The organism is Arthrospira sp. PCC 8006 (assembly GCF_046480465.1).
GTDB lineage: Bacteria > Cyanobacteriota > Cyanobacteriia > Cyanobacteriales > Microcoleaceae > Limnospira > Limnospira platensis.
On sequence record NZ_PKGG01000150.1, the window covers coordinates 1 to 13,065 of the forward strand.

The window sequence follows — 13,065 nt, forward strand, 5'->3', positions numbered from 1 at the left end:
GAAGCGTTTATACGAGTTAACTGACTTGGCTGGCGATCGCTTTAGTTTTTCTGTATGATGATTGTGGCCAGGAGCAATGGCTACTTGACAACCCGTTATCCGTTAGGGCCACAGACAACTCTACTCCCAAGTCCTAACGGATTCTTGTGGCTTTGGCTTGATTGTGCGATCGCGTTTACCTCTTGTCCCTGGCTGTTCATTGCTAAGTATTTTGTAAATCAACTTCATCAATTCATTGTCTCTTGAGTTGACCTCTGCTATTAACTTTTGGTTTTGCTTCATCAAAGACCACACTAAAAATATCACTACCCCATCACTTCCTACCCGTAATAATTCTGGTAAAACATCAGTCGCCATAATCTTTATATTTTTGGTTTTGGATATTTAACGGAAAATAATCTTGATTTTTGGTTAAGTATTTTTCCATGTGGTTTACGTTTAACCATATAAGTCTGTTGTTATCTTCTATTTGTCTCCTAAGTCCAGATGCTATTTTGTTAATATCTTCGGTGTTTTTTGGGACTTGTAATTTAATTGTTGCGTATTGAATTGATACATACCACACCGTGCTAATGAGTGAAAGTAACCAACTTATAATTACCGTAATTTTCTCAATTTCAATATCCACGACGGAATTAACTCCTCTGTTGATGTGGATTTTTAATCACACTTTACTAAGGTTGATTTAAAGGCTTTGACCAGATAATGCAGATAGAATCCGAATTATCTGGCAGCTTTAAATTTTCGGGCGATTAGATTCCTAAATTTCCAGAAATGCCAGACAATTCATATTTTAGATAGAATGTTAAGGCTCTTTCGGACCGTCTTCTTGCTAGGTTGTCCGACAGTAACTCCAAATTGTGAATTACTTCTGATCCGACCACTTCTATTTTTGCAGCTTCCGGTAATTTGTTATGTTCTTTTTGGGCTTGGTAAAAAGCCTCAACAAAACTGTAAAGCTCCACTGCTGCATCTACGTTTTCAGCTTCAGATCCCAATGATACCAGCAAGGTTTTTAAAGTTGAGTTATCTGGGAAATGGTCGATTAATTGATTAAGAGAGATGTCCATGTTAACTTACAAAAGCATCAATTGTTACGTCAAACTTTAGATCCATTGTAGGATGATTTTCGATCCATGTTGCGTTTTTGAAAAAACGGCGGCGGACTCCCAACCTTCTAATCACCGAGGGGTTGTCTGTAAATTCTTGAACTGGTGGATAATTAATCAGTTGCGGTTCCTCTGTAACGTATACAGTCCTTTGCTCTGTTATCCAGTCAGAATTTCCAGAATCATTATAATAATGCCCTCGAATAAGCAGCATTGACCTATAGCCATCATAGGGATTTGTCCACCGCCCCCAATCAGTTAAAAATCTAAACCTCAATAATGAGTATTGAGTAACTGGGGAGCTGTGAATTATCCACTCTTGAGTTGGCTGATAACTTGACGCTATCACCTCCCATGTGCCATAAGCATCCGTAAAACTCATGTTTTACTTGATAACTTGGCGGCGGTCTAAACCAGCACCTACTACTGTCCTACCATTAAGCGTTCTTCCTGTCGCTCTGTAATACGATAAAGTATCATCTATCTTGTCACCAGCGCAGAAAATTCTATAATTAATTTTTCTGCCTCCTGTGGCGCTACATCGTATATTAATCCTTACTAATTCCCCGGTTCGCATTAGTTCAGCAGTGTCATATAGTGGGGCTTTTAAATTTGCGACTTCTGCCTCTCTAACCCCTAGAACATCAGCATTATCTGCTGTATACATTACATTACTAGCTCGAAAGACCCTAGCGGTTGCTCCTGTGCCTATTTGACAAATTTTCGTTCTAGCTGCCATTTCAGAATCCTTTTATATTATTTAACGGTAATCAACTCGTACACGATCGCGGCATGACGTTATAACTCCCGTACCATCCCAGGTCTTGTTAGGTAGCACTTGGATGGCTTCAGTAACCTTGTCTGTAGGCACATAAATATCAGCACCAAAATACTTATTGTCTTTTCGGTAGTTAATTCTCATTTTCATTAAGAAACCCTCCTGCACCGCTTTATTTGGCTTAAGCATATGTGCATTTACATTTGTTGGATCTGTGTGGGCGGTCATTCCGAGATGTGTAGCAATGCCATCGTACCGATTAGAAAGCCGGGCAGCTACTTTAATGGTTCCCGTACCCCCTGGCGAGGGTGCATCCCAGCTATAAATTTTTGAACTATTTAGACTGGGCATAGAATACCTGCTTTGTTGTTTAAAAACTGATTACCACTACATTCATAACAGGTATTTTTAGGGTGTGGAACAGTTACGGAAACCTATAGGGTTTCCGAACATACAAGGGAGTTTGTTTGATCTAAAAAAATCGTTGGGGTTGTCTTCTAATCGGGATTCTTGTATATGTGCCCGTTGTAGTCACAGAGAAGGATAGGCTCGTTGAGCATCTCTAAAAACAATTTCGCCTCTCTAAAATAGACGTGCCCGACCGGACGGCGGCGGGGTGGTTTGACTTTGTTACCCAATATCGTCACTTCTGGGGGCGTAATAGGAAACGCTTGGGTTGGATTTTGGTTGCTCGATGTAAAGACCTTTGAGTTATCAAATTCTATTTCCATCACCCGACAGATTCGCTGATAAAGATTAATCCCCTCTGATGCGCTAGTTGCAAAAACAAACGACTCTAACCCTTGGTGCTTGTCTCTATAGCTAACCGATTCTCTACCCTTGTGAAGACGAAATTGTTGGGGTTGTAGAAAGTTCTGGACAATTCTCTGAGCCAAATTTCTGATGTTAGCCTTAGTTAACAAGTCGCCAGTTCCGTTCGGGTTTTCTGTTTTTCCCACCAAACGGAATCCCACTCTTGCCTCTAATTGTCGGTAGCCTTTTTCCACATCCTCGATCCGTTCCAAAAAGTACAGCACAACCTTGGGAGCGCCCCGGTAACTGATACCCGTCGAAACAGTGCTATCCATTCCCTCACTGCTACCCCCACCCTCGTAGTGGATTTGCAGGATTTGCCTAATTAATTCCTTGTCGTTCCCCGTCAAGACAACTGATTTGTTCTGAGAGCGATCGGGAAAATATTCTATTGTGCGGTGAAGCCCGACATCTTTTGCTGTTTTTCGGGCGGAAGGTTTCCATTCAATGTAAGCCGGGCGAGAGCCTACCTCGTTCCTCCATTTGCTTATTGTTTCCCCAGTGGAATTACTCACATTAGATGAAGGATAGTTAGTTCTTAATGTGGGGAGTTTTGGGTTCACTCTGTAGCGTAGTTCTGGATAACCCGATGCCCAAGCATCAAACCAATCCTCGAATTTTAGATCGCTGGCATTGAGAAGATGCTCGATCATCTTCTCCATCCATCCGAGTTGTGACAACTGCAATGCCAAGGCTGACTCAGAACCAGTCATCAGCAGCTTATAATCTGGGTTTTTTCTATCAGGTTGTAACTGATAAACGTTCCAGTTTGGCTGCAATTCTATTCGGACTCGTTCCGGCCGCTTATCTGATAGTTTCGTGATACGCCGTTGACGAGCCATCATGATGTAAGTTTGCTGAGTAAGTCTTCCAACTTCTGCCATTGATATCCCTCCTCTCAGGTGATGAATTTATACCGGTATCCACTCCTCATAAGTTCCCTGCTCTGACAACAACTCACCGAGGGTTTCAAAAAAAGTAGATGTCATTGTTTCTATACCCTCCCATTGTTGCTCATTCACCCAATCAAAATATTCATCTTCTTTAACTTTCGCCCAAGTTTCTTCTACTTTCTCCGAAACAATAAAAGGTGATTGCCCTTCCTTGCCCCAAGTATCTTCCTTATTCAACAACTTGGCTGCTACTTTTCTGGCGTTAATGTAAGTCATAACAAACAGTGCTTTTTTAACAACCTCTTGCACCGCATACCTCAGCGAGGATAACGCATCCACCAAAGTCTCTTTAATAGTCGGGTTAATCATACACATAGCGGCGATCGCACCTTCCCGAATCCTTAAACTTGTTGCCGCCGCACTACCCACCTTTCCCACCACTAAAGCCGCCAAAGATTTCCCGACTGTTTCCCCCAAGGGAACATATAAAGCATTAGCCGCTTGTTTTAAATCGTCCATCATTTTCTTGTCAGATGCTGCCCAATCAAAGTTATAGGCTTGAGAAACCCCTTGGGTCAATTTGCTCATCACTGTAGGTATTGTTACCCCTAAAAAACCGCCAACCAAAGCCGGGTGGGCTGCTACTAAACTCCCTACACCCGCACCAACAAACCCTAATGCTTGTCCGCCAACAACCAGCACAGTCCCAGCAATTAAACCACCCGCTAAAAGCCCCGCTACTTTAGGAACCAGAGGAGCCTCTTGTAGCCATTCTTTGAAAAAACCCCAGTTCCCTTTTTTGATGTTTTCTGCAATAACTAAAGCTCCGCCCTTGACACTACCCGCCCACTTCTTAAAATCAAAGGCTTTTAAACTTTGAATCTGCTGATAAAAAGGGGTCGAAAAAGCATTAAACCACTGTGAAGACATTGCACCGCCAGCTATAGCGGTTGAAGTTAGTTCTCTCTGGTCTATCCCTACAATATTAGACATAGTTTTAACCTATATTATCAGAATCGAATGGCAACAAGTCTCTACTTCGGCGAAATTCAGCTAGATTTTCCCTTGATGACAAATTGTCGGATTTGATTTGGCGATTCATCATCAACTCATCATTAGTTTTTAAGAGGCGGGGGCGCTCTGTTTTACTAGGAGGACTTTTGGGCTTGTCTTTAAACCTCGGTTCCGTCATCGCATTATAATAATTCATCAACCAAGAACGTTTAAACTCTTCAAAGTCGCCGCCCCCAACGGCTGAAGCCATATTTAAATAGTCTAAATGTAGCCGAAAATCCAAGACAGCGATCGCTTCCTCTATTCTGTTGTTGGTATCAGTTCTTAACCCGGCTTTTTCATCTTTTTTAGATGGTGGTTTCCTACCACTACCGGAATCGCTCGGAGGGCGATTAGAACCACGGGGGGGATTTCTTTTGGTCACGATTATGTCCTCATTTTAGCTGCCATATTCAAAATTATCTCATAAAGGTCAGTGCTTTTAAACCTAAACTCATCAACCTCTATTTCATAATCATGAATCTCTAATAAATCTGGTAACATAGCTTCTGTCGTGTCTTCATCGTTTAAATCAAGTTTAGGCTCATGACCCTTTTTACTATCCTTACCGAATCCCTTACCAGCTCCCCAGTGTTTTTTACCAAACACATTAAACTCAATCGGTAAAGTCACCACCTTCGAGATAATAGGAATTCCCAACCCGTCCAAAATCGCCGACGTTCTGTAATATAACTTAGCTAAAGTCCGATACATTCTCGTCATTATATAAGCTAGGCGAATCTGAATATTTAACCGGTTAGCACTATCACCTTTCAACTCAATCAACAGTTCAGTTTTAGCCTTTAATATAGCCCCCAGCGAGTTAAACTTTAACTCTATAGACTGGTCGCCTTTTTGGGCTTTATTCGTATCCTGAACTTTAACAGTAACCGGAGCATCAAAACCATAATTATCGATGGTTTTAAACAGGTCAGACATGATTTAAAGATAATCCTTATTTACATGATTACCTTTGCCTTCTGGTATCATCATATTAGACGGAACTTGGAAGTTCTTCTCTAACAATTTCCTAACTCCTAGGGCTTTATGTATTTCCCGAGTCATCTTAATCAACTCTTCACAGCAGTTTTTGTCCATATCATCTGGTAATATTGGTAAACTTGGCGGTGGCTCTGGTTCAGATAAATTCTCTGTATAAGGCAGAGGTACCAGGTAAAGGAGCCAGTCTATATATCTCTGATAAAGTTGATGGCTTATATAGTTACCAGTTTCTGGTTCTATTTGGTTAAAAACTATCGGAGCCACCGCAACATTAATCTGCTGGGCTGATTTCAAATAATAAGGTGAAAGCATCGGGTATGATGTCCATACACGCTGGGGAAACCATGTAGGAGATTTCTTGATATATTCTAGTTGACTTACCGATTTAATATAATTAAAGTATACTCCAACTTTAACATCTCTAAACCGCTTTCTATCCCAACGCCCAAAAAGCTGTCTAGTCTCCCAAACTGGCACTATTCCCATAAAAGTTATAGACTCGACCGCAACACGTTCATTTAGAAATTCAAGAGAGCCTATTAAGTCTGATTTTGTTGTTATTGTACCCTCACCCTTCGCTATAAAATTTAATCCTGCTTCCGTAAAAGTTGGATACCACCCCCATATATAATGAAACCTTTTAGCTAGATAGAGTTCCCCTAACTGGCGAGAATATCCAGCCGGAGGTCGAGGTATATCTAGCTTAGGAGGTCTAGGATCATTTTCATCTTCGCTTGTCTCAATTTCATCTCCCTCTGTTTCCTCGTCTTTATCATCTTCACAAACATTTCTAGCAAAAGTAACCGTTTTCCCCCCAATAGTTACGCTCATCGATTGCTCGCATTCCCCAAGGTAAACCGAGACATTTGCATCATTGATACTGTCAATTGTTCCCCCAAAACCTTTGGGGTTTCCATCCTCATCAAGGTCTACAAATCCGCGAGCCGTGCTGCCAATCTTTTCGGTTTTTATCCCTCTCCTAGTTCCACCATCCTGTAAATCCTCAGCTTCTATGCTTGCTTTGGGCAACATTGACCGGGCAAAATCAACCATTCCCCCAACGTCTATATCAATATCCCAGTCGTCGCGGGGAAACCTTACTCTAGCCCTGGGTTTATCATCCGCCTCTAATCTTTTGACCTCTCTTTCTATTACATCTATAGCTTGCCGGTAGTTGCGATTTCTAACAATGTCTTTCACCCTTCGGCTACGCTCTTCTACCTCTCTCATTACAAAGATTCCTCATCCCAATTAATAAATAATTGCCTCCATCCCTCCTCAGACAACACCCGATTATCAGTCAGCCATTCTGGTTCCATCGCCTCGATCGCTTCCAAAGAAACCGAATTAATCGTTTCCCGTTTTTTTAGCATAAAATAAGCATTAGGCAGATACGGGCTTCTCCAAGACATTAACATGGCAGTGACTGGCAACACTTCTAAAAAGTCAAAAGTTTGGCATAGATACTCAATTCTCTCTAACCATTGCTCAACAAGAAAACGATAGTTATCTCTGCGTCTTAAGTCCGTTTTATCCGTTTGTCGATCCGTTTTCGTAAATTCATTAATTGTCCTGTATTGTATGGGAACATTAGCCAAGGCTTTTAACTCTCGAATGAAAGGAAAAGCATCAGATGGAGAACCGGGAAGCAAAAAGTGGCGGTGGAATATTGCCTTATTAGAGTAAATTATTGACTCCAAATCACTACCCCACAAATTGATTTTAGTTACCTCATATTTTCCCTCTGGTAAATAACTTAAATCATCGGGATTTTCACTGCTATATAAAGCTGTGGTCATTGATAAGAACTCTCCATAATCAGAACAGTTGCCGTTCCCTCTTTTACTTTTGCCCATATCGCGTCAGTTGGTATAAATCCCGCTACATTACCCGGATAATAAATCTGGCCGGGTGGCATTTTGAATGGATTGCTTATCGCGTCACTTCCCAATGTTCCAAAACCCCAAAGGAGCTCAATTTCTCCCTGATTTTGGATTTCAAAATAAGCACGGCTTAGATTAGCGGGGGCTATTAACATGGGATTAGGGCTTACAGTGACTGTATTCATCACTGTATTAGCCGGACGTTTAGCCATCAATATCAAATCTAATTCTACTCTATATTCTCCCTCGATGTAAAGAGTGTCATAGATGCGATTACTGGCTATTGAACCGCCCCCTAATATGCCGTTGCCATAATCCTTAAAACTTACACCCAATTGGTCAGCACTGCCAAGTATTTTGACCTCGTTTGCTGTTAAGTAAGGATTAATTAGAGGAACATAAAACCGCCTCCCTCGGTTTTGAATAACAGGACAAGCTGCCTCGACCCATGAACCGGTAGCGCTTTTTATTCTAAGCAATTGCCACCCAAATTTAGGATGATTGCTCTCTAATTTCATTAATTTGGCTGCTCTTTCTGCCGCCGAATCCTCTGGGTAAAATTCAGGATAAGGAGACCGGGGAAAACTTGGACACCAAACTGAGGCGGTGAGACTTTCTAGGAAGGCATTAGCCCGCCATAGCCATCTAGGGTCAATATTGGCAGATATTGAATTAACGGCACTAGAAACAGCCCCAAGTGTTAATGGGTCATTAACATAATTACTGGCATTACTTTGATTAATTTCAAATGAAAATGTGTCGGTTTCTGATCAGCGATTTTCTGCCATAATTTAAGGCGTCAATAAGTATGGTTGTGCGGTTGAAGTCATACCATTAGTGTAGTCAATGATTACGGGATAGTCTGTTAAAGTGATGGTAAGTATTAATGGATAAGTTCCACTTCCACGAGTGTTAGGTCCTATGGTAAACTCACAATGTTTTCTGGCGGGTTCGGGGTTGAGTGTGGGGCTAAATTCGGCGGCGTGTTGATACATTACCAAATGCAGTAGAGCGCTACATAGATTTTGTTGATTAAAAGGATAGCTACCCGTTCCGGGTTGAAAGCCCTCGAGAAATGGTTCTACTACTGCGATCGCACCGTCATCAATAAAACCTTCTAACTCGTCAATATTCAGATTGACAACAGAAGCCTCCTCATCCAGAGTCAGATTCATAATATCTTTACCGGTGATATTAACAACTAAGTTTTTCTGCCTTTGCAACAATTGCCGCCCCATTGCTAAAACTAAGGCTTCTAAGGTAGTTTCAGAAAAATCGGGATAAAGTCCCGGCGTGATGTTCATATGCGACAATAGAAGTGATTAATTCCATTGTACGATAGATGCCTATTCGGTTTGAAATGCGCCCGACTGGCGGCGGTGGCAGTGGGGGCGCTTATTATAGATTTTCCAAATCGGGGATGGTTGAACTGGTGGCGGGAGATGAACTGCAAATCGTCCCTTCTACTCCATCCCCGGTAAAGCGAGAGATTTTAATCAAAGGGGAAAGCCCATTTTCAATCCGCTGGGATGGCAGCAATAATGTTTTACCAGTATTCGAGGATGCGATTTATTTTGATAGTAGCGACGGGGGAATTTCCCTTTTCGCCACATCAAGCACAACTCAAACGATTGAAATATGGGTTAGACAAGAAACGGCAATTGATTATGAGTTAGGACAAGAAATAGGAGAAATAGACGATATGCCAATGCCAGACTTATTAATTCGACCTTTTGGAGCGACAGACGATGAGATAATTTGGGCGGCTCCTGCCATAGTTAACTCTGCTGATTTTATAGCTAATGATAAATATCGTGCGTTTGCGCGGGCTGCGGCATTCTTTTGTCAGTTTGATATTTTTTACCCCGGTCAAATGTATAACTTTACAATAAACTCACCAGATAGCTGGTATTGGAGAACGGGTGAAGTTGTTAAAGTGTTTTTGTGCTCAAGGGAAATCATGGCTATGACTTTTACCCATATAGCGGTCTATCAACAGGAATTTTCTGGCGGAAATAACGTTCACCATTTGATTAACTGGGTGAAAAGCCATAGCGAAGTGGCAACAGTTGATTCCCTAGGCGGGGGTTTTTCGATTATCCCCACGATGAGTCGTCAACTATTATTTTTTGACACCTTGCCAGATGATGAACCCGATCGCCACCTCTGCTATTGCACTTATGCTACAAACTTAGCTAATCCAAAAGAGGGGGGAGAATTTAATATTGTTGGGGTAGATTTGCCCGAATACTGGTAATCGATGTAATTATTTTGCTGGTGAATAGTCGATCGCCTATCTAATATTTTTTTCTGGGGGCGGGCTATCACTCACCTGCTGGCAAAAACTCAGAGGCTACTCTGCCACCATCGCTCGCCGCCAAACTTTCCCCCAAGTCGGCGCGAAAACTAATATTCTCCCCGCCCGAACCCTACAATAGTCATATAGGTAAGCCGATCGCTTTACCTCGTCGGCTAGGCAACTGGGGGAAATTCCCTACAGACACGAATTCATGAAAAAAAACCGCATTGGTAAAGCATCAATCATTCCTGATGCGATCGCCGACAAGATAATCAAACGCTGTAAATATCCTTGGCAGCAAACTTTACTTTCCATAATGAGATACACGGGGGAACGGGTGGGAGCCGTTAGGTTGTTGCAAGTTTATGATGTCTACGCCGATGGCAGTTCTCAGATTGCCTTACCAGAAATTACCTTTCGGTCTGAAACTAGGAAGCGATCGGCTGGGAAAGATGCTGGGGTGAGACAGGTTCCCGTCTCCCAAAAATTGAGAGAAGTTCTGAGAACCTACCGACCTGGTGGTAGTGTCTGGCTTTTTCCTAGCCCATCAGATCACAGTTCACCGGTGACAGTTCAAGCGATCGACTCTTTCCACAGAAAAGCGATCGCTCAACTGGGTTTACAAAATGAGGGTTACTCGCTTCACAGTTACCGCCGCACTTTCATTACCAAACTTTATAACAAGGGAGTCAATACCAGAACCATCATGGCTATCACAGGTCACAAATCTATGGCATCTTTGCAGCGCTACATTGATGCTGATCCTCAAAAAATCCGAGACGCGATCGATGAAATCTAAGGCAGTCGATGACTTAAGGTTGCCAGACATCAGAGGAAAGTGGGTGCTACTAGCCAAACACAGATCGAGAAGTAACTGCCCTAGATTCCGCCAATTTTAGCACTAAACCGGGCTGCTTGGTATTTTGTCTAAAACATCAAAGACTCTTACACACAGCCAACGGCGCTAACCATTTTACAGTAGCAAATAGCGCTGTTTAGGGTTGGGAAATGCTCATTGATTTTTCTGTGAAATCATAAAATTTTTCGGGGGAGTAAAGTCTCCCCCTGTGGAAAATTTAGGAGTTGCTATCTGGGGATTTCCAACCACCCGATTTAAGTGCGGGAAGTTTTTCTAGGATAGTTTCGAGAGACAAGCCGGACTCGATCCACTGTTCTACTTGGTTGGCGATCGCTTTAGCTTTTTCCGATAGATGGGGGCCGGCAAGGTAACAAACCTGCTTTTTTCCCCTATATAGGTAAGCATATTTATTCCCGTTGGTGTCTTGGGCGGTTGACTTAGCTTTCCAGCGAACAGTTAGGCGATCGCTCTGAGAAGTGTTCACCGGTGATGAATTTTCGTCACCCAGGGTGACGGCTACCCATCCCAAATACTTAACCTTACCTTTCTCGCGTAACCTTTCCAGAGACTTGACTACACGAGATATCGGGATATCAATGGATTGGGCGAGTTGTTTGTGGTCTTGATTCGGACATTTGTCCAGCGCCATAAAGACATCCATATCATCCCAAGCCGGATCGAATGGTTCTACACTTTCAGAATCCGTCACCCTGGGTGACGATATTATGACGGAAAGCTGCCTCGGTGACTTAGATTTTTCCCTCATCGGCCTGACCCCCTGTTATCATCTTCCCCAGATCTCACTCGACTATTTATAGCCAAAATGTTGCCGTAGGATTGCTTGGCTATATCACGAGCCAACCGGAGCTTATGGGTACAAGGAAGGTCGCTAAAATTTAGGGCGATCGCCACATCAACATGACGGGCGACTTGACAGAAGGCTGCATAATTCCTCCCGATAAGTTCTCGTAGTTCCAGCACTTAGGACTGAAGTTCCAGCACTTAGGACTGAAGTTCCAGCACTTCCGGGGGAACGCTTGGGGTTGTGTCGGTCGGGTTATGAGCGATCGCGCGTAACGGCGCGTTTGAATTTTTAACTTTTGCGTCACCCAGGGTGACGGAATCGGTGACTTTATGAGCGATCGCCTTTTCACCGGTGACAGTTTGAAGGTTAGAAAAGTGTTGTGCCATAGTCCATTTGTTTCTTGAGGGTTTAGCAGCGTGCCAAAATAGAAAGCACCCCCCGTGGGCACGAGGGGCGCTCAATTTATTTAGAGACCTGTTGGAGAATCTCCTGTCGGATGTTCTCCATTTGTTTTTTCATTTGAGATTGATAGTCTCGGTTTGCTTGCAGTCTTTCCTCCAATCGAGTTTCATGGCTTTTGACATACTCATGAAAACCAGCAAACAACTCCTCCAACAGGTCTAGAATTTTCCCGCCTGTTCCGGGGACACTTTCCCCGCTTGGCTGGAAATTATCCCCCTGGCAATCTGCTCCACCAATTCGGACCGATTCAGATTTAGCTCCATAGCCATCTGATCCAGTAGCCCGACGGCTGTTTCCGTTAACGTCATCGAGACTGACTTCTTGTTTTCCCCGTACAGCGTGCTGCGGGTYTTCCATTATTCGAGCGCGATAGGTAAAAAGCCGGATGTTGAGAGCGGGGAAGCTGGTAGATTTATGCGATCGCCTTGGGGTTGGTCAGGCGATCGCAAAAGCACACCCTATATATAGGTAAAAAGCCTATGGTCAAACCAAAAGCCGAGGCCGCCAATTCGCCTAGCGGGTTTCACCGCCTGGACAAAAAACATCAGCGGATTTTCCTGGTCACTTGTTTGGCTTGGATGCTGGCAGATCGACAAGTCGCCGCCAACGGGCAGCAACAAATCGGACGGCATCTAAGACGGACAGCTCAAAGGTCTGTGTTCAACTTATCAGATGAGGAGGTAGCTCACTATATAGCAGAAATTGAGGATTCCATCCAACGGAATCCCCAAATAGCCGGACCTATTGGTTTGGTGTTCAAAGTTCACAAGTCTTGATGCCAAAAGGAAAGGGAAACCCGAACGTTTCCCCTTCCTCCCCATCATCCTTAGTAAAAAGGAACTTAAAGATGAGCGACGTGAATCTACCTCGTTCAGTCATCAGCATAACATCTGAGACTGCAACGGGTCAACTCAACTTGTCCGAATCCAGCAATTCTCATTTTGGCGAAAACCTGTTCAAGTCCCCAGCATCCCTGTATCGTAATGACATCCAAGAAACCCAGGAGCGCCAGAGCCGTTGAAAAAGCCAGGTGGCTTTGAGACTCTAGGCGGTTCTTTCCGCCAGTGCTTGTCATCGCTACCGGACAAGCGCCGGGGTAAAAATCGCCG

At 43.3% G+C, this 13,065-nt stretch carries 19 protein-coding genes and 1 pseudogene; 3 read left to right on the forward strand and 17 right to left on the reverse strand.

What is annotated here, in order from left to right:
• Nucleotides 1-120 precede the first annotated feature (120 nt).
• From B9T16_RS18925 to B9T16_RS18980, 12 genes and pseudogenes are all read right to left on the reverse strand, one after another.
• On the reverse strand, nucleotides 121-357 hold the full coding sequence (locus B9T16_RS18925; protein WP_014274413.1) for a hypothetical protein: 237 nt from the start codon (nucleotides 355-357) through the stop codon (nucleotides 121-123).
• Nucleotides 347-628: a hypothetical protein gene (locus B9T16_RS18930; protein WP_006615767.1), complete on the reverse strand. Its 282-nt coding sequence runs from the start codon at nucleotides 626-628 to the stop codon at nucleotides 347-349. Before B9T16_RS18930 ends, B9T16_RS18925 begins: the two co-directional genes overlap by 11 nt.
• Nucleotides 629-752: 124 nt before the next feature.
• The gene (locus B9T16_RS18935) at nucleotides 753-1,070 is read right to left on the reverse strand and encodes a hypothetical protein (RefSeq protein ID WP_410245481.1); all 318 of its coding nucleotides are present in this window, start codon (nucleotides 1,068-1,070) and stop codon (nucleotides 753-755) included.
• Between the two features lie 424 nt (nucleotides 1,071-1,494).
• Nucleotides 1,495-1,848: a hypothetical protein gene (locus B9T16_RS18940; protein ID WP_410245482.1), complete on the reverse strand. Its 354-nt coding sequence runs from the start codon at nucleotides 1,846-1,848 to the stop codon at nucleotides 1,495-1,497.
• Nucleotides 1,849-1,869: 21 nt separating this feature from the next.
• Nucleotides 1,870-2,238 (reverse strand): hypothetical protein, encoded by a 369-nt coding sequence (locus B9T16_RS18945; RefSeq protein WP_410245483.1) that lies wholly within the window; start codon nucleotides 2,236-2,238, stop codon nucleotides 1,870-1,872.
• A 146-nt stretch (nucleotides 2,239-2,384) separates the two neighbouring features.
• Entirely contained in the window at nucleotides 2,385-3,584 is a 1,200-nt protein-coding gene (locus B9T16_RS18950) for a hypothetical protein (RefSeq protein ID WP_410245484.1), read from the reverse strand.
• Nucleotides 3,585-3,611: 27 nt separating this feature from the next.
• Nucleotides 3,612-4,586 carry a hypothetical protein gene (locus tag B9T16_RS18955; RefSeq protein WP_410245485.1) on the reverse strand — a complete coding sequence of 325 codons (975 nt, stop codon included), beginning with the start codon at nucleotides 4,584-4,586 and terminating at the stop codon, nucleotides 3,612-3,614.
• A 4-nt stretch (nucleotides 4,587-4,590) separates the two neighbouring features.
• Nucleotides 4,591-5,031: a hypothetical protein gene (locus tag B9T16_RS18960; protein ID WP_410245486.1), complete on the reverse strand. Its 441-nt coding sequence runs from the start codon at nucleotides 5,029-5,031 to the stop codon at nucleotides 4,591-4,593.
• 2 nt (nucleotides 5,032-5,033) lie between these two features.
• Nucleotides 5,034-6,878, reverse strand: a pseudogene (locus B9T16_RS18965) (hypothetical protein).
• On the reverse strand, nucleotides 6,878-7,447 hold the full coding sequence (locus B9T16_RS18970; protein WP_410245487.1) for a hypothetical protein: 570 nt from the start codon (nucleotides 7,445-7,447) through the stop codon (nucleotides 6,878-6,880). Before B9T16_RS18970 ends, B9T16_RS18965 begins: the two are co-directional and overlap by 1 nt.
• Nucleotides 7,444-8,049, reverse strand: a complete 606-nt coding sequence (locus B9T16_RS18975) for a hypothetical protein (protein WP_410245488.1) — start codon at nucleotides 8,047-8,049, stop codon at nucleotides 7,444-7,446. Before B9T16_RS18975 ends, B9T16_RS18970 begins: the two co-directional genes overlap by 4 nt.
• A gap of 273 nt (nucleotides 8,050-8,322) precedes the next feature.
• Nucleotides 8,323-8,835 (reverse strand): hypothetical protein, encoded by a 513-nt coding sequence (locus tag B9T16_RS18980; RefSeq protein ID WP_410245497.1) that lies wholly within the window; start codon nucleotides 8,833-8,835, stop codon nucleotides 8,323-8,325.
• A 38-nt stretch (nucleotides 8,836-8,873) separates the two neighbouring features.
• Between B9T16_RS18980 and B9T16_RS18985 the strand changes: the two genes are divergently transcribed.
• The gene (locus B9T16_RS18985; RefSeq protein WP_410245489.1) at nucleotides 8,874-9,788 is read left to right on the forward strand and encodes a hypothetical protein; all 915 of its coding nucleotides are present in this window, start codon (nucleotides 8,874-8,876) and stop codon (nucleotides 9,786-9,788) included.
• A 253-nt stretch (nucleotides 9,789-10,041) separates the two neighbouring features.
• Nucleotides 10,042-10,629 (forward strand): tyrosine-type recombinase/integrase, encoded by a 588-nt coding sequence (locus B9T16_RS18990; RefSeq protein WP_410245490.1) that lies wholly within the window; start codon nucleotides 10,042-10,044, stop codon nucleotides 10,627-10,629.
• Nucleotides 10,630-10,906: 277 nt separating this feature from the next.
• Here B9T16_RS18990 and B9T16_RS18995 read toward each other — a convergent pair whose 3' ends face one another.
• From B9T16_RS18995 to B9T16_RS19010, 4 genes are all read right to left on the reverse strand, one after another.
• Entirely contained in the window at nucleotides 10,907-11,398 is a 492-nt protein-coding gene (locus B9T16_RS18995; RefSeq protein ID WP_410245491.1) for a winged helix-turn-helix domain-containing protein, read from the reverse strand.
• Between the two features lie 53 nt (nucleotides 11,399-11,451).
• Nucleotides 11,452-11,670, reverse strand: a complete 219-nt coding sequence (locus B9T16_RS19000) for a hypothetical protein (RefSeq protein ID WP_410245492.1) — start codon at nucleotides 11,668-11,670, stop codon at nucleotides 11,452-11,454.
• 21 nt (nucleotides 11,671-11,691) lie between these two features.
• Nucleotides 11,692-11,880: a hypothetical protein gene (locus B9T16_RS19005; protein WP_410245493.1), complete on the reverse strand. Its 189-nt coding sequence runs from the start codon at nucleotides 11,878-11,880 to the stop codon at nucleotides 11,692-11,694.
• 76 nt (nucleotides 11,881-11,956) lie between these two features.
• A complete protein-coding gene (locus tag B9T16_RS19010; RefSeq protein ID WP_410245494.1) occupies nucleotides 11,957-12,313 on the reverse strand; it encodes a hypothetical protein in 357 nt (118 codons plus the stop codon).
• Nucleotides 12,314-12,435: 122 nt separating this feature from the next.
• Here B9T16_RS19010 and B9T16_RS19015 point away from each other — a divergent pair, with 122 nt between their 5' ends.
• A complete protein-coding gene (locus B9T16_RS19015; protein ID WP_410245495.1) occupies nucleotides 12,436-12,732 on the forward strand; it encodes a hypothetical protein in 297 nt (98 codons plus the stop codon).
• A 95-nt stretch (nucleotides 12,733-12,827) separates the two neighbouring features.
• Here the strand turns inward: B9T16_RS19015 and B9T16_RS19020 are convergent.
• Nucleotides 12,828-13,065, reverse strand: a 238-nt coding sequence (locus B9T16_RS19020; RefSeq protein WP_410245496.1) for a hypothetical protein, incomplete at its 5' end; no start/stop codon positions are given.